The 16,271-nt window shown below is 36.4% G+C and carries 20 protein-coding genes; 7 read left to right on the top strand and 13 right to left on the bottom strand.

The genetic code is table 11. The features are described 5' to 3' along the window. The first annotated feature begins 2 nt into the window (after positions 1 to 2). A complete protein-coding gene (locus ACSBFT_RS01895) occupies positions 3 to 245 on the top strand; it encodes a hypothetical protein (protein WP_463044355.1) in 243 nt (80 codons plus the stop codon). Here ACSBFT_RS01895 and ACSBFT_RS01890 read toward each other — a convergent pair. The 5 genes from ACSBFT_RS01890 to ACSBFT_RS01870 are packed head-to-tail and all read right to left on the bottom strand — an operon-like array spanning position 231 to position 4,290. Further along, positions 231 to 1,061 carry a hypothetical protein gene (locus ACSBFT_RS01890; protein WP_489603119.1) on the bottom strand — a complete coding sequence of 277 codons (831 nt, stop codon included), beginning with the start codon at positions 1,059 to 1,061 and terminating at the stop codon, positions 231 to 233. The genes ACSBFT_RS01895 and ACSBFT_RS01890 overlap by 15 nt on opposite strands. After that, on the bottom strand, positions 1,055 to 1,864 hold the full coding sequence (locus ACSBFT_RS01885; RefSeq protein ID WP_489603118.1) for an MOSC domain-containing protein: 810 nt from the start codon (positions 1,862 to 1,864) through the stop codon (positions 1,055 to 1,057). The genes ACSBFT_RS01890 and ACSBFT_RS01885 overlap by 7 nt, the downstream gene beginning before the upstream one ends. 37 nt (positions 1,865 to 1,901) lie before the next feature. Beyond that, complete coding sequence (locus ACSBFT_RS01880) at positions 1,902 to 3,017, bottom strand: hypothetical protein (protein WP_489603117.1); 1,116 nt, start codon at positions 3,015 to 3,017, stop codon at positions 1,902 to 1,904. Positions 3,018 to 3,020: 3 nt separating this feature from the next. Next, complete coding sequence (locus ACSBFT_RS01875) at positions 3,021 to 3,773, bottom strand: hypothetical protein (protein WP_489603116.1); 753 nt, start codon at positions 3,771 to 3,773, stop codon at positions 3,021 to 3,023. Next, entirely contained in the window at positions 3,745 to 4,290 is a 546-nt protein-coding gene (locus ACSBFT_RS01870) for an RNA polymerase sigma factor (RefSeq protein ID WP_463044350.1), read from the bottom strand. Before ACSBFT_RS01870 ends, ACSBFT_RS01875 begins: the two co-directional genes overlap by 29 nt. Before the next feature lie 169 nt (positions 4,291 to 4,459). Between ACSBFT_RS01870 and ACSBFT_RS01865 the strand changes: the two genes are divergently transcribed. The 4 genes from ACSBFT_RS01865 to ACSBFT_RS01850 all read left to right on the top strand — a co-directional run bounded on the left by ACSBFT_RS01865 (position 4,460) and on the right by ACSBFT_RS01850 (position 7,797). After that, positions 4,460 to 5,443 carry a pyruvate dehydrogenase complex E1 component subunit beta gene (locus ACSBFT_RS01865; protein WP_463044349.1) on the top strand — a complete coding sequence of 328 codons (984 nt, stop codon included), beginning with the start codon at positions 4,460 to 4,462 and terminating at the stop codon, positions 5,441 to 5,443. A 132-nt stretch (positions 5,444 to 5,575) separates the two neighbouring features. Next, entirely contained in the window at positions 5,576 to 6,649 is a 1,074-nt protein-coding gene (locus ACSBFT_RS01860) for a Gfo/Idh/MocA family protein (protein WP_489603115.1), read from the top strand. 117 nt (positions 6,650 to 6,766) lie between these two features. Beyond that, a complete protein-coding gene (locus ACSBFT_RS01855) occupies positions 6,767 to 7,228 on the top strand; it encodes a DinB family protein (RefSeq protein WP_463044347.1) in 462 nt (153 codons plus the stop codon). Between the two features lie 11 nt (positions 7,229 to 7,239). Continuing rightward, a complete protein-coding gene (locus tag ACSBFT_RS01850; protein WP_463044346.1) occupies positions 7,240 to 7,797 on the top strand; it encodes a DinB family protein in 558 nt (185 codons plus the stop codon). Between the two features lie 74 nt (positions 7,798 to 7,871). Here the strand turns inward: ACSBFT_RS01850 and ACSBFT_RS01845 are convergent, their stop codons facing one another. Genes ACSBFT_RS01845 through trpS form a run of 3 tightly spaced genes read right to left on the bottom strand, consistent with a single transcriptional unit; the run spans position 7,872 to position 9,874 of the window. After that, positions 7,872 to 8,300, bottom strand: coding sequence for a DUF2147 domain-containing protein (locus ACSBFT_RS01845; protein WP_463044345.1), 429 nt, complete (start codon positions 8,298 to 8,300; stop codon positions 7,872 to 7,874). Continuing rightward, positions 8,297 to 8,875: a phosphatase PAP2 family protein gene (locus tag ACSBFT_RS01840; protein WP_463044344.1), complete on the bottom strand. Its 579-nt coding sequence runs from the start codon at positions 8,873 to 8,875 to the stop codon at positions 8,297 to 8,299. The genes ACSBFT_RS01845 and ACSBFT_RS01840 overlap by 4 nt, the downstream gene beginning before the upstream one ends. 21 nt (positions 8,876 to 8,896) lie before the next feature. After that, positions 8,897 to 9,874: a tryptophan--tRNA ligase gene (gene trpS / locus ACSBFT_RS01835; RefSeq protein ID WP_489603114.1), complete on the bottom strand. Its 978-nt coding sequence runs from the start codon at positions 9,872 to 9,874 to the stop codon at positions 8,897 to 8,899. 54 nt (positions 9,875 to 9,928) lie between these two features. On the opposite strand from trpS, the gene ACSBFT_RS01830 reads away from it, so the two are divergent. Beyond that, the gene (locus tag ACSBFT_RS01830) at positions 9,929 to 10,597 is read left to right on the top strand and encodes a DUF2461 domain-containing protein (RefSeq protein WP_489603113.1); all 669 of its coding nucleotides are present in this window, start codon (positions 9,929 to 9,931) and stop codon (positions 10,595 to 10,597) included. A gap of 598 nt (positions 10,598 to 11,195) precedes the next feature. Here ACSBFT_RS01830 and ACSBFT_RS01825 read toward each other — a convergent pair. Then, entirely contained in the window at positions 11,196 to 11,351 is a 156-nt protein-coding gene (locus ACSBFT_RS01825; RefSeq protein WP_489603112.1) for a hypothetical protein, read from the bottom strand. Between the two features lie 368 nt (positions 11,352 to 11,719). On the opposite strand from ACSBFT_RS01825, the gene ACSBFT_RS01820 reads away from it, so the two are divergent. Then, positions 11,720 to 11,959 (top strand): hypothetical protein, encoded by a 240-nt coding sequence (locus ACSBFT_RS01820; RefSeq protein WP_463044341.1) that lies wholly within the window; start codon positions 11,720 to 11,722, stop codon positions 11,957 to 11,959. A 46-nt stretch (positions 11,960 to 12,005) separates the two neighbouring features. Here ACSBFT_RS01820 and ACSBFT_RS01815 read toward each other — a convergent pair whose 3' ends face one another. The 4 genes from ACSBFT_RS01815 to ACSBFT_RS01800 form a co-directional block, all read right to left on the bottom strand. Further along, positions 12,006 to 12,704 carry an SIR2 family NAD-dependent protein deacylase gene (locus ACSBFT_RS01815; protein WP_489603111.1) on the bottom strand — a complete coding sequence of 233 codons (699 nt, stop codon included), beginning with the start codon at positions 12,702 to 12,704 and terminating at the stop codon, positions 12,006 to 12,008. Positions 12,705 to 12,716: 12 nt separating this feature from the next. Then, the gene (locus ACSBFT_RS01810; protein WP_463044339.1) at positions 12,717 to 13,109 is read right to left on the bottom strand and encodes an ACT domain-containing protein; all 393 of its coding nucleotides are present in this window, start codon (positions 13,107 to 13,109) and stop codon (positions 12,717 to 12,719) included. Next, positions 13,109 to 15,586: a type I DNA topoisomerase gene (gene topA / locus ACSBFT_RS01805; RefSeq protein WP_463044338.1), complete on the bottom strand. Its 2,478-nt coding sequence runs from the start codon at positions 15,584 to 15,586 to the stop codon at positions 13,109 to 13,111. Before topA ends, ACSBFT_RS01810 begins: the two co-directional genes overlap by 1 nt. 295 nt (positions 15,587 to 15,881) lie before the next feature. Beyond that, a complete protein-coding gene (locus ACSBFT_RS01800; protein WP_463044337.1) occupies positions 15,882 to 16,244 on the bottom strand; it encodes a hypothetical protein in 363 nt (120 codons plus the stop codon). Between the last annotated feature and the right edge of the window lie 27 nt (positions 16,245 to 16,271).

Raw genomic sequence — 16,271 nt, 5'->3', positions numbered from 1 at the left:
TAATGAAAAAGTATCTAGACACTTTCCTTCTTTTTGGTAGCCTTGGACTCATCGTTATCTGGGTAGACCAGTTTATTTACAAAGATGTGGATTTTAAAGACTGCTATTTCTTTCTCATGTTTTCTATTGCTGGTTTCTTAATATACCTATACAGAAGAGGCTTAAAAAAAATGGAAGAAGATAAAAATAAACCATCCAAACCCAAAATTAAGCCTACTATAAACCAGAAATCAAAGAAAAAGTAAAACAATAGGAAGCAAGAAAACACCATCGCCCACCCATCGGTAACGGTCTTGCTCTAAAAAGAGCTCTTGTTTGGCAGGCATAAAAGAGATTATCTGACTCATTATCGCTAATAATAAGCCAACTTGATGTATATAATCCCAACCACCTGAGAATAAGAAAATGGCTAAAAACAAGACTACAAAGCCTAAAATACGGACGATTCTTACGGTAGTTTTTTGACCAAAAAAATCAACTGTATTGTCGGACGCTTTCTTTGAAAAACCTTCAAAATAGGAAAAAATTAGAAGGTTTTGTGAAGCAATTAGGAAAAACATAAAAGCCAATATCCACCCACTGAGATTAATAGAAGAATGCTCTACGTAGGCTATTCCTATTACTGCCAAACAATAACAAATGGCCGTAGTTGGTTCCTTTAACCATTGCATTTTATTCGTTTTCAATATTTTATTCAAAATGAAAAAATAAAGTACCAAACAGGCCGAAAGTATGCAACCGTACCAAAAAACTGCTTTTGGAATAAAAAAACATAATACACTAGCTATTAAGGTTAGCACTACCACCAAAACAGATAGGTTGAATTGATGCTCTGCATGAAACCGATGCCTTTCCGAAGGGTTTTCTGGATAAACTTTCAAGTCTAACAGTCTATCTAAGATGTAAATAATCCAAGTAGAAATACCCAAAAGAAGTATGGAAGGAAAATCAATCTGTCCATTTCCATCTGGTAATTTCCAGAATATCATAGAGCTGAGCATGGCTCCCAAAACCACGTTTAAACTGAGAAGATTAAAAAAATGAAAAGCTTTCTTTAACACGTTTCTGAGGGAATAATATTCATACCTAATTCTATTTCTCCCTCTTTGGCTATTACAAAGTTTCTGCCAAACAGAACCTTTTTGCCTTCTCTCCTATACTGGGCAAGCGTTTTCAAGGGTTCCTTGTCTCTTTCTGAGCCATCTAGTTTGTTGGTCACCATAATACATCTAGCACAGTTTTTCACGCCTATAATTTGAGTTTCTCCTATGTTTAATGCTCTTAAAGCATCTTCCTCAAAAGGCTTAACGCCGGAAATAACAATATTGGGCCTAAACCTCAACATCTCCACAGGACTTTCTAATCTACCGTTCAAATCTGCTAAACTAGCCTCACTTATCATTAAGATAGGATATCCGTCTGCATTACTTACGATTTCATTCCCACTGATAGCATATTTAAGGTCAACTTTTCTCCTTGAGCTTTCAGGCTGAAACATGAGCTTGACCTTTTTCAATAGCACCTCAGAAAACCATTGACTAATACTTGGAGAAACTTCTAGAGCATCAAAAACATCGTCCCATACTTTGATGGCCTCCTTTGGAGTGGGAATATCTTCAGATTGAAACGGCACCAGTACGGCATTTCCAGTTCTATCATCCGAAACCCTTATACCATTATGTTCAATAATGGTTTTTAAATGCACCATTTCGGGCATTTCTCTTTGAGTAATATGATAGTTGTTTTCATCCACTAGCACCCACCTTCTATCAAATTCTAGCCCCCTAGCTGTCAATAAACTCTTACTTAGGCTTATTCCTGATAAAGATTTGATAGGATAAATATAAAGCGAAGTGATCTGCATGACGCAAAGTTAAATCACCCAAAATATTTTACAGTATTTATTTGCCAAACTTTAATCCAAACGAAAACACCTGTGTCATATATTTCCTATTCGCCTGACTGGAAGAACCCGCAATACTCGTATTTTGTATGACCTCTAATTCCTGATTTTGAACTTTATTTTGAACCATTTGGGCGAATATCGTAATGCCTCCAATGCCCAATTCGCCTACCAAACCATACCTAAATGGTAAGGTACTGACTCCACCAACCACTATCGGCGTAGTCGGAATATCGTCTTTTATTTTTGTAATGGAATTACCTACCACATTTATTCCTACTGTTGGCCCAAAACCAAGAGAAACCACTCTTCTTTCCGTATTATCATTTATAATCACCGTAGGCACTAGTTTAAAATTAAAGCCTGCTTTCACCACATTATATGGCACAGTAGTAAAAGCTTGAGTTCCACGCTGTCCGTCAGAATATTCCCATAATATATTGTCAGAATTGGAAACAAATGAACCAGAAGCCAAGGTATCTTGACGATAGTTGGGTGAAAAAGGAAAGTCAGAGCCACTCTGTTTCACTAGATTAGAAACATTAGAATCAAAATTCCCTTTGGCTTTACCAAATTTCTCAAAACTAAAAAATGCCTCTAAGCCTCCTTTAAGTAAAATGGAACTGTGCCCAGATTTATATAATTCAAGATGGCGATTGGCAGAAGCTGCTAAATAGGGTGACTGAAAAACTTTTATAACGTAAGCTTCTTGACCGCTAACATTATTAAAAAGCGTATTAGACTGATTTCCAGTATAAGCGTTTAATAAGGTGGAAATTAAACTCGCATTAAAAATCTCATAATCTTCTGCAAAATTAAAACCCAAATAGTAGTTCATATAATACTTAGAAAGCGTTTTCTTTTCTTTCAAAAGGTACCGCTCTCTAGAATTATCTTTCAAAAAGGCCCTTTTTGTCTGACTGTCGTCCAATTTCTGCTTCATTTCCAAAAGCATTTTATTGAAGTCATAGTTTTTCAAATCGTCATAAGCACTCGGGTCCTTTGCAATGAAAATCAATTCAGAACTATTCCCAATAATTACCTGAAGTGTGTCTGACTGGCATATGACCTTCCCTGACCATAGAAAAAGCAATACGAATAATATTTTCTTCATGGTTTAAAGTTTGGTTTTCGTTTCCGTTTTGGTGGATTCCACAAATTTAGCCCAAAGCTTCCCTATGGTCTTTTTCTCTTCAGATTCCCATTCCCCAGTCCTGTTATATTCTCCCACTTTCTGAATAAAACGAACCACCTTGACATCAGAAGTAACCAACATTTTATCTTCTTCTGGAATCACTAATGTTATTTTTTTACCGGACATACCACTTTTTGTGTTAACGTCTTCTATTGGCTTTACAGCCTCCAAATTTGGAAATTTCGTATGGACTACCGCTACCGAAGCCAAGGCTCTAGGCTCTGGTTCCACAAAACTTTCCATTTTTAAATCCACAATAGGTTTCAAAGTGCTCAAATTCACTGCATTCTTAAATCCATTATCATTCCTTTTCTTAGTTTGTGACTTTATCATACCGTTTTCCGCGAATGCCAATGGAGCTTCTAAATCCATTTCAGGCTTCACGTCTTCTGACACTAAAACATCATTGCTTTCCACATTTAAATGGATAATAGAATTCGCCGTCACATCAGAAATTGCCTTAGTTTCTTGATGGTCAAAACGCCAAAACAGTAAAATGCTAATTGCAGCCACAGAAGCTGCCAAGCCTATCGGCCAAAATGCGAATCGCTTCTTTTTTTGAGTCTCTTGCTCTATTTTAGACCAAACAGCGGCTTTATTCCACGCTACCTCAGAAACTCTGTCTTGAAGAATATTCCTTATTTCTTCAATATCTGAATCTAGTTTCCTTTCCATAGATATTTGTAATTTTATTTCTCAACATTTTCTTTGCATGGCTTAGCTGCGACTTAGATGTCCCTTCAGAAATCTTAAGTTCTTCTGCTATTTCCTTATGCGAATACCCCTCCATGACATACATATTAAACACGGTTCTATAGCCTGGCGGCAAATGAGCCACCAATTCTAAGATTTCATTAAAAGCCATTTGTTTTAATACATCAGGTTCTAATGCCAAATTCTCTGCAACGCTTTGCGGCAGCATTTGAAAAGAGCTTTTTCTTCTAAGTTCTGATAGACATTCATTAACAACGATTCTCTTTATCCAAGCTTCAAAACTTCTTTGATTCTCAAAATTCCCATTTTTTGCTGCTTTAAATATTGACATAAAGGCATTTACAACCATATCCTCAGCGGCCATGGCGTCGCCCATGTACCGTTTTGCCAAAGCAAAAAGTACATCACTATATCTCTCAAAGACCTCTTTTTGAGCTTTTTCGTTATTGCTCTTTAGAAGTTCTATAGTTTTCAGCAAAATCAATTTTGATTCTATTTGTCTATATAATGCCTTAAAACTAAAAAAGGTTGTACGGTACAATTTAGAATTACATAAAATTATGCTTCCATATTTAACTTTCCTTGGCTAATTTCGCAGCTCCAATAGAAGCAAGAAGCTGTCTAAATAAAACGATTTAAGCCAAAAGATGAGAGAAATTCAATTCAGAGATGCTATAAAAGAGGCCATGTCGGAAGAAATGCGTAGAGATAAAGACGTTTTTCTTTTAGGTGAGGAAGTAGCTGAATATAATGGTGCCTACAAAGCTAGCCAAGGAATGCTAGACGAATTTGGACCAGATAGAGTATTAGATACCCCTATTGCCGAGTTAGGTTTTTCTGGCATAGCTGTAGGAGCTGGTATAAACGGTTTAAGACCTATAGTGGAGTTTATGACCTTTAACTTCTCTTTAGTGGCTATAGATCAAATTATAAATGCCGCCGCCAAAATCATGTCAATGTCTGGTGGACAGTACTCTTGCCCTATAGTTTTTAGAGGACCTACAGGTAGTGCAGGTCAGCTAGGAGCTCAGCACTCTTCCAATTTTGAAAATTGGTATGCCAACACTCCAGGACTAAAAGTAGTTATACCGTCAAACCCTTATGATGCTAAAGGTTTATTAAAATCCGCCATCAGAGATAATGACCCTGTCATCTTCATGGAGTCGGAGCAAATGTATGGCGATAAAGGTGAGGTGCCAGAAGGAGAATATTTAATCCCAATTGGCAAAGCCAAAGTGGTAGAAAAAGGTACTGATGTAACCATCGTTACTTTTGGAAAAATGCTCCCAAGAGTGGTTATGCCTGCCGTAGAAGAATTAAAAAAACAAGGAATTAGTGCGGAAGTTATAGATTTAAGAACTGTAAGACCTATAGATTATGCGACTATCGTGGAGTCTGTTAAGAGAACAAATAGGTGTGTAGTGGTAGAAGAAGGACCTCCATTGGCGGCGATTTCTTCAGAAATTTCTTATCATTTGCAGCGTAATGCTTTTGATTACCTTGATGCTCCAGTAATTAGGGTAAATAGCATGGATATTCCATTAAACTACGCCCCTACGCTTATTGAAGCTACATTACCAAATGTAGAAAGAGTAATAAAAGCAGTAAAAGAAGTTACCTATAAAGCATAAATCAAGCTTTTAGGTTAATTCCCCTTAAAGCCCGAAGAAATAATCTTCGGGCTTTTCTTTTTACCAAAATACTTTCTAATTATACATTAGAATTCGCAGACGACTTCAAATTATTAGCAATCTTAATTACTCATGAGCAAAATAAAAATATTAGTTGTAGGTGCCGGAAACATGGGTGCATCTCATGCCAAAGCCTATCACGATATGCCCGAATTTGAGATTTGTGGTATCGTATCAAGAGGAGATAGTAAAGTCAAATTAAACGAAAGCTTAGCTTCCGATTATCCCCTATATGAAGACTATTATGAGGCTTTAAAAATCACAAACCCAGATGCTGTAAGTATTTCCACATACCCAGACACACATGAAACCTATGCCACAGCGGCTTTAGAAGCAGACTGCCATGTGTTTATAGAAAAACCATTAGCAGATAGCGTAGAAGGCTCTATCAGGGTAGCTGAACTGGCAAAAAAGAAGAACAAAAAACTGGTAGTTGGTTATATCTTGCGGGTTCACCCTTCTTGGGAAAAGTTTGTTGAGATTTCCAGAACAATGGGTAAACCATTGGTAATGAGAATGAACCTCAATCAACAAAGCCACGGCTACATGTGGGATGTACATAGAAACCTTATGAAAAGCCTTAGCCCTATAGTAGATTGTGCGGTGCATTATATTGACATTATGTGTTTGATGACACAGTCTAAGCCTGTCAAAGTTTCGGCCATAGGAGCCAGACTTACCGATGATGTTCCAGAATGGAATTATAACTATGGACAGCTACAAATAAGATTTGAAGACGGCTCTGTGGGCTGGTATGAGGCTGGCTGGGGGCCAATGATGAGCGAAACCGCATTCTTTGTAAAAGACGTGATAGGACCGAAGGGCTGTGTCTCTATTTTAGCCAAAGAAGCTGCCAGTTCTGGAAAATCTGATGATATTGACTCCCACAGTAGAACGCAGTCGCTCAAGGTACACTATGCCGATATTGACGAAGAAAACAACTTCACAAAAAAGGATGAATGGATATTCCTTGATGATGAACCAGACCATCAAGAATTATGCAAAAGAGAACAGCAATACTTTTTAAAAGCCATCCAAAAAGACTTGGATTTAACGGACCATATCAATGATGCCGTAAACAGTTTAAAAGTGGCATTTGCTTGCGACCTGTCGGTAAAAACTGGGGAGATGGTGGAGATCGTATAGTGTCTAAGCTCAAATCTCAAAAAGATATCAACAAGCTGATAAGATAGTTATTAAAAGAATTTCCTTCCTTCCATTTTTTTTGTCAATTTTGTCTTGACCTGAAATATAAGGTACTTCATGAATAAAGAATTAGAAAAGATAGTTGATAATTTAGAGACCGTTTTTAGAGGCGATGCTTGGCATGGGCCTTCTGTTTTGGAAATGCTTAACAGTTTACCAGAAAAAGTAGTAGACCAAAAACACGGATTTTCTAAAAGAACCATTGCAGAATTAACCTACCACTTAGTGGCGTGGAGGAAGTTTATCATTGAGAAATTAAATGATAATATTCATTACACCTTAGAAACGGAAGAAGATAACTGGGGTACTCAAGAAATGACATCACAAGCTAACTGGAGTAACCTTATCCAACTTTTTAAGGATACCCAAACCTCTCTGGTTAACATTTTAGAAGAACAAAACGACGATTTATTAAGTCGTAGAGTTCCTGGAGAACATTACGATTTTTATAAACTTTTAACTGGTATGACACAACACGACACCTACCATTTAGGCATGATATGGGTATTGTGGGATTAATGAAATTTTAAATGGAAGAACAGAACGAAAATAGCATTCTCGTCGAGAGAATTAAAACCTTATTGAACGCAGGGTTTCATGGCGGTGCTTGGCACGGTCCGTCAGTGCTAGAGGCTGTAAAAAACATCACACCTCACGAAGCCAGCTTTAAAACGCCTACCGTACATACTGCGGCTGAGCTCATTTATCATATCACCAGCTGGAGAATTTTTACCATAAAAAGACTTCAAGGCGATTCCGATTATCAAATTGACAACGAAAAAAAGAACTTTGGTTCCGCTCCTAAAATCGACCAATTTGAACTGGAAACGCTTTTAATGGAATTAAGTCTTAGCCAAGATGAATTGATAAAAGAATTAGACAAGGTAAACGACGATTTCCTTAGTGAGATTGTACCAGGATCTGAATACGACTACTTCACACTTATAAATGGAATTATTCATCATGACATTTACCATTCTGGGCAAATCAACATTTTGAAAAAGATAGCAGGAGCCTCAAACGAAGATGAGGACACCGATGAAATAAGCAGTAGATATTTTGACGATGGTCTTGGAGACGCATTCTAATTGAAAATATCTACTTAAAAGCAAAAATGCCGATGTGAAATTCACATCGGCATTTTTAATATCTCTAGAATATTTTAATTGGTTGCCCTGATTAAAACGGAACTTCTTCCTATAACAGAGATTCCTATATAACCCCTCATATCTAATTTGTCTTTGCCTTTTTCCGTGATGATACAAGAATAAGTTTTACCGTTTCTCGGGTCATATACCGTTCCATCCTCCCACACATACTCACCCGCTTTATTAAAACCTTTCAATACCGATAAACCCATCAATGGTTTAGTGGTTAAATCAACTTTCGGATTATTTACATCTAATTTGGGTTTACCATCAATGTTAGGTTCTTTAATCCAAACTATTTTCCCATAAAGCTTGTCGCCTTCCATATGAAATTTAATTCGGCTTGTTTTTTCTTCATTAAACCATGTACCATCTGTTATTTTTTGAGCGTAAGCCGTACAAGAAATTGCAAAAATTGCCAAGATAAGAATTAGTCTTTTCATTCCGTTAATTGTTTTATTAGCATCGTTTTCAAAAAGAAATATAAGGATAAGCTTATCATAAAACCAAAAAATGCACCAACTAATACATCTCCTGGATAATGCACACCCACATAGATACGACTGTAAGAGACTAAAATTGCCCAAAAGAGCATTAGTTTAGTAAATAATTTATAATCCCTAAAAACAAAGAATATACCTCCAAAAAGAGCAAAAGAGTTAGCCGCGTGTGAAGAAGCAAAACCAAAAGCCCCTCCACAACCTCCTACCAAATGAATGATAGTATCTAAAGCTTCATTATGACATGGTCTAGGTCTTTCAAAAAAAGGCTTCATAAGACCCGAAGTAACAAAATCTGCTAGCCCTACAGCCGCTACTAAGTACAGGATATAAATGATGGCTTGCTTAATAGCAAATTTCCTCCATATGAAAATAATCAATATGAAGTAAAAAGGAATCCAAGTGTTTCTGGCAGTTATCCAAGACATAAACACATCCATTGATGGAGTGTTTAAACCATTTAAGAAAGTAAATAAATGCTGGTCTGCCAGCTGAAGTCCCGTTACTATATCTCCCATTTATTGCTTACTAGATAAGGATTAGGCATCAAAACCTAAGGCTTTCCTCACCTGAGCCATGGTTTGTTTTGCAATCAATTCTGTTTTTGCTTCTCCTTCCCTAAGCTTCTGCTCTAAAGCATCTTGATTTTCCATGTAAAAATTAAAGCGTTCTCTTTCTTCAGAAAATGTATCTAGAATGAGATCTAAAAGAGCCTTTTTGGCATGACCATAACCATAATTTCCAGCTAAATAACTAGCTCTCATGGCGGCCACTTGTTCTTCTGAACCCAATAATTTATACAAAGCATATACATTACAATTATCTGGATCTTTAGGATCTTCTAAGGGTGTTGCATCAGTAACTATGCTTTTAATAGACTTATAAAGAGCTTTTTCTGGAAGAAATATATCAATATAATTATTGTACGATTTAGACATTTTCTGCCCATCCGTTCCAGGAATGGTCATTACGGAATCATCAATTTTAGGCTCCGGTAAAACGAATACTTCTCCGTAAGTTCTATTAAAAGCTGCGGCTATATCTTTAGACATCTCTAAATGCTGTTTCTGGTCTTTACCTACAGGAACAAAATTGGCCTGATACAAAACTATATCTGCTGCTTGCAAAACAGGATAGGTAAATAAACCCGCGTTCACATCTGATAATTTATCAGATTTATCTTTGAAAGAGTGGGCGTTTGCCAACATTGGATATGGCGTTAAACAGCTCAAATACCACAACAATTCCGTATGATAACTCGCCAACCTAGATTGACGATAAAAATAATTTTTGTCAGTATCAAAACCACAAGCAAGCCATGCCGCTGCCACAGCACTGGTGTTTTCTTTCAATACCTTCGGGTCTTTCACAGAGGTGAGACTATGTAAATCTGCGATAAACAAGAAAGATTCATTTTTAGGGTCTTTTGAAAGCTTTACGGCAGGTAAAATTGCTCCTAAGATATTTCCTAAGTGTGGTTTTCCTGTTGCTTGTATGCCGGTTAGAATTCTGGCCATTCTATTTAATTAATATTTTTTGTAATTGTAGCTGCAAAATTAGAGATTTAGGCCATGATAGACCCAAATACTTTCCAGTTTTTAAGAGAACTAGAGCAAAACAATAACAGGGAGTGGTTTCTTGACAATAAAAGGTGGTACGAAGAAAGCAAATCGGATTTTATATCCTTCTGTGCCGAAATACTAGAGCAACTAAAACTGTTCCAAGAAGATCTATTAAACACCGACATTAAAAAGTGCATACTGCGAATAAACAGGGATATCAGATTTTCAAAAGATAAGAGACCCTATAAAAATTATTTTGGAGCAGGCTTTGGCCCTGGCGGAAGAAGTAGTGGAAGGGTTGATTTTTATTTCCAAATTCAGCCAGATGGTCAAAGTATGTTGGGGGCAGGCATGTGGGATCCTAGAGCTGAAAACCTATCAAAATTTAGGCAAGAAATTGATTATAATCCACAGGAGCTTAAGCGTATTATCGAAGACAAGTCTTTCAGGAAGTTCTTTAATGAAATAGCGGGTGCTCAATTAAAAACAAAGCCCAAAGGCTATGACATCAATCACCCAGAAATTGAACTATTGAAATACAAAGAGCTTTTTTTCTTAAAAAGATTTGAAGACAGTGAGGTTGTAAAAAAAGATTTTGGCAAGACCATTGTAAATGGCTGCCTCTTGCTTAAACCCTATCAAGATTACTTAAACCATCTTTTCTATGAAGTCGTTTAGCTCGTTCATCTAATACTATTCAAAAAGCAAATTCCATTTCAAGCCATTCTTCAGGTTTCTTATACGTTAAAGTTCGCCTAATAACATCTGTATGGGAATATTCGTGACTTTGATTTACAAAACGGCTTGCAGATGCCACCCTTCTACCTTCAAAGCCTTGAGCGATAGAACAATTAATGTCTTCCCGAATGACTTTCCATTTTATGGAATGAAAAAGTTCTTCTAATCTTAGGTCAAAATCAGTCCCAATCTTTTATAAAGCTTATTGCGATGAGCTAGGTTTACCTCATTCAAAAGTTCATTTGAAGGCTTTAAATGCCGATAAGGCAGATTTTGTTTAAGAATAAACTCTTCTGGTTTTTCTTTTGAGAGTTTCATCAGGAAACTGCTCATAGCTAAGGCCAAATCTCACTTTATGATAAACCCGCATTATGCATTAGAAAATCTCCCGATAGCTATCGGGACGGTAGCTAAATCGCTTCAAATCAGCTCGTAAATCCATTTAAACTTAATCACCAGAACCCTTACATTATTAGCTCAGGGTAAACGCTATGCTAATCTATTTTAAATGTCTGATTTATTCCTCTTTTACTACTCATTACAATTCTCCAATGCATAAACCGGGATAAATGTCAAAAATCAAATTGGCATGAGAAAGAGAGGTCATTATCCAATTACTGTTCATATCAATTTTGTATTCATTGACAATTTTACCAGAAAGTTTAAGATAAGCTTTGTCTCCAAGAAAAGACACAGGAATTTCAGTTCCAGTTTGAACAAGTTTCTAGGTGCTCGGTTTGTACTTACCTTAACCCTTTCGCTATGGTATCTTTAAATCCTCCCTTTTAAAAAAAAGTTTCTAACTTTTTTCAGGAAATTGAAAACCCATTGGAAATCAAACCTTTTATTAGCTGAAATCATCTTTATCAAGATGATAAAACTAAGAGTTGTTTCTTTATACAGATTACTAAAATGTAATATTTTTATATAGCCAAAATTAAATTTGGTGCCAAATTCTAGAAAAAATCCAATTTTCAGTATTATTTTCTTTATAAATGAACTTTTTGTCTCGTTTTTTTTTTGTATAATTGAACAAATTGTATAACAGGCTAAATAACATAAATGTCGCAAAGTAAAAAAGGTAGGCCGCCTACCAAAAAAGTCGGACTAAAAGAGGGTTACTACATTGAAGTTAAAAACCAAGGTTCAAGTTCAGGCATCAAACTTCGAAAAGAAAATATGATGCAAGTAGAAATGGCTATAAAACAATACGAAAAAATTAAGGTTGTTTCTTATGTTGGCCAAGTAAAGGCTGGAAAATGGTTGGATGGTAAGTTCAAAGGACAAAAGACTGCCAGTTAATTTATAAGAGTAATTCTTAAATTAAGCTCATTGAAAAATCCCTATCTTAGGAATATTCTTCAATGAGCTTTTTTATGAGTGCCGGTAACACCTCTGATGCACCACCTTCATAAAGAGTCATTGAGCTTACATCTGAACTATTGGGTGGTAAAACCTTATCCACTATGAATTTTGGAGATTCCCTAGGAACGTACCGAACCAATCCCGCTGCAGGATAAACCTGCAGGCTGGTTCCGACCACCAAAAACAATTCTGCTTTTTCACAGATCTTAATAGCTGGCTCTATCATGGGCACTGCCTCACCAAACCACACAATATGCGGCCTTAATTGTGCTCCATCTTTAGCTAAATCACCCATTCTTATGGCTTTTAAGCCTATATTATAGACTTTCGTATCATTCTTTACACTTCTTGCCTTATTTAACTCTCCGTGCAAATGAAGCACATTTGTGGAGCCACCACGCTCGTGAAGGTCATCTACATTTTGGGTGATAACCTGAACGTCAAAAAACTGTTCTAAATCAGCCAAGGCTGTATGTGCTGCGTTGGGTTTAGCTTCTGATGCAGCTTTTCTTCTTTGGTTATAAAATTCTAGAACGAGCTCTGGATTATGGGCAAATGCCCCCGGCGTAGCCACATCTTCTACCCTATGGTTTTCCCATAGTCCGTCACCATCTCTAAATGTTTTTAGACCACTTTCTGCACTAATTCCAGCTCCAGAAAGTACTACCAAACGTTTTTTCATTTAATTATAGTTTTAGCTAGATGATAGCTTCTTTAAAATTACCATAGACCTTTCAGCATCCTCTTTAGTTACAAAAATATGGTCATGATGGTATCCAGCTACCACATTACAGCTAATATTTCCTTCAGTAAGTGCGTTAGAAAAAGCTGCTGTAAGACCTACATCATCTAACGCAGAAAACACGTTTAGTGTAATCCAAGAAGCCACAAAATCATAAACTAAGCCTAGTTTATCCGCTTTATCTTTTTCCAAGATCAAACTTAGACCCTCTTTCTCTTTTACTAAAGAAAAAATATCCGCTAAATCTATTCTATCTAATGAAGTAACAGTCACAAAAACAAAATCTCCCGAAAGTAATTCAGGAGACATGTTTTTAATAAGTTTTTCAGTACTATTTGTAGCCATTATCCTTTAGCTAGTTCCAAACACTCTTCTAAAGTAAGTTCCTCTGGCTTTTTATCCTTAGGAATCTTAATGTTTCTCTTTCCGGCTTTAATGTATGGACCATATCTACCATTCAAAACCTGAACGGTATCATTTCCTTCAAAAACCTTAATGGTTTTTTTGGCGTCATCTTGGCTTTTAGCTTCAATAAGCTCCGCCACTTTAGCATTATCAATAACTAGAGGATCCTCGCCTTTAATACTGATATACTTGCCTTTATATTTAATGTATGGGCCAAACCTTCCTTTACCCACCAAAACAGATTCGCCTTTGTACTCTGCCATATCTCTTGGCAAAGCATTTTCTGGATCTTTCCTTTTAATTTCTATTAATTCCAAAGCTCTCTCCATGGTTACTTTGAAAGGGTCTTCTCCTTTTTCCAAGTTATAATACTTTCCATTATGAAGAATATATGGACCGTATCTACCTTCATTTACCACTAAGGCGTGGTCTTCAAAAATACCTAATTCTAATGGAAGCTTAGGACCCTTAATGACCTCAATCGCCTCTTCCATTGTCAAATCGGCTATGATAGTCCCCTTTTTAAGACTCACAAACTCTGGTTTATCTTCATCTGTAGATTCACCAATCTGAAGATAAGGCCCAAATTTCCCAAGTTTGGCAAAAACCTTTTTACCGTCTTCATTAGGATACATGCCCAGCTCATGAGAATTAGAACCTACAGAACTATCAGCAGCTTCAGCCTTTTCTATTTTATCATGAAATTCTTTGTAAAAATTAGTGATCATGTTTTGCCATGGCAGTTTGCCATCGGCCACATCATCAAACTCATTTTCTACATTGGCTGTAAACTTATAATCAAGAATATCGTCAAAGTTAGCAACCAAATAGTCATTCACTATCAAACCAATATTGGTAGGAAAAAGCTTTGATTTCTCAGTACCAAAAGTTTCGGAGCCATGATTTGGTTTTACCTCATCATTTTCCAAAACATATTCTTTGTAGTCTCTTTTCTCTCCCGCCCTATCTTCTTTAACGATATAATTTCTTTTAATTACAGTAGATATGGTAGGTGCATAAGTAGAAGGTCTACCAATACCCAGCTCTTCTAGTTTTTTCACCAAACTAGCCTCTGTATACCTGGCAGGGGGTCTTGTATATCTTTCAGTACTTTTTAAAGTAGCTAACTCCAGATCCTGTCCAATATTTAAAGGAGGAAGCATGTCTTTATTCTCTTCGTCCTCGTCGTCCGTAGATTCTAAATATACTTTCAAAAAACCTTCAAATTTAATAACTTCACCAGTAGCTGTAAGTTCTTCTGGTCTGGTAGAAACACCTATTTTGGCAATAGTTCTTTCAATAACTGCATCACTCATTTGAGAAGCAATTGAACGCTTCCAAATCAAATCGTAAAGTCTCTTTTGATTTCTATCCGCTCCGGCCTCGGTCACAGAAAAATCTGTAGGTCTGATGGCTTCGTGAGCTTCTTGTGCTGATTCACTTTTAGTTTTAAATTTCCTAACCTCTACAAATTCCTCCCCATAAGCAGACCTAATCTGAGCAGTAGCATTGCTAATGGCATCCTCAGAAAGGTTAGTGGAATCTGTTCTCATATAAGTAATCTTACCACTTTCATAAAGCCTCTGAGCCACCTGCATGGTTTGAGCGACAGAAAAGCTTAATTTCCTTGAAGCCTCCTGCTGTATGGTAGAAGTGGTAAACGGAGGTGCTGGCTTTCTTTTACTAGGCTTAACCTCCAGATTATTTATTTTAAATTTAGCACCAACACAATCGTTCAAAAACTTAACAGCATCTTCTTCTGTTTCAAAATTTTTGCCGAGTTCCGCTTTAAGAATTTTATTCTTTTCTATATTAAATAGAGCAGTTACTTTATAAGAAGACTGAGCCTCATGTGTTTCTATTTCACGCTCTCTTTCTACTACTATTCTTACCGTAACAGATTGAACTCTTCCGGCAGAAAGATTTTTCCTGTCTGCACCAGATAACCTAATTTTCTTCCATAAAACTGGAGAAAGCTGAAAACCCACCAATCTGTCCAGAACTCTTCTTGCTTGTTGAGCATTCACCAAATCTATATCAATTCCTCTTGGAGTCAAAATAGCATTAGTGATTGCTTTTTTTGTAATTTCCCTAAAAACTATTCTTTTGGTATCATCAGCCAGACCCATTGCTTCTTTTAGATGCCAAGAAATGGCTTCTCCTTCACGGTCATCATCGGTAGCGAGCCAGACTTCAGCTCCTTTGGCCAATTTCTTTAACTCCGTAACCACCTTTTTCTTATCTGCCGAAATCTCATAAGTGGGTTCAAAATTATTATCCACATCCACGCCTAGCTTCTTATTCGGCAAATCTCTAATATGGCCAAAACTTGATTTGACAATAAAATCTTTTCCTAAATAACCTTCGATGGTTTTTGCCTTTGCTGGTGACTCTACAATTACTAAATTCTTAGACATATATTTTTGGGCTGTGTTAGCTTAAGTCTCAATTTTGCAACAAATTAAGTACATATAAAACCGAAACTGAAAGAATAAATTCATTAACCATACCAAAACAAGGTGAATAGGCTAGAATTATGAAGAAAAGCAGTAGAAGTTAAATAACTTATAATAAGCAACATAAAGCTTCGCTCGAGCCGCTTATTTGTTTTTTAGCCAGTAAACAATAAAATTATAACCAACTATCCTTAGAATATATATACGCATGACTTTTCCCTGTTTTAGGAAAAAACCAATTGTTCATCCACTATGATTATTTGACGGTTTTTCTGTTCCTTTTAGTAGGGGGAACATAATCAAAACCATTTTGTACTTTTAAGTTATACTCAAAAAACTCCATGGCTCTTTTAAGGTTCTTTCTATTTACTGCTATAAAGTAAGGTTTACGCCCTTCCTTTCTAACCAACCTCGTATCTAATTTATAGATGGTTCCTTCTGGAAACTTAGAAATAAACTGCCTAGGACAACTAACTTTTAATTCACAAGGTACCTGTTGACCATCAATCGTTTTCAATCTCATGGTATCTTTATTGGCATCTAAAATAGCCTCCGCAAAAACATCTAGAAAAAAACTTTTATTAAGTTCAGGTATCTGTTCGATAAAGGATAACTGCATATTTTATACTTATAAATTCTAGCACAA

The sequence above is a fragment of the Arcticibacterium sp. SM2516 genome, assembly GCF_057914865.1.
This window is presented reverse-complemented; position numbering and strand designations above follow the sequence as displayed.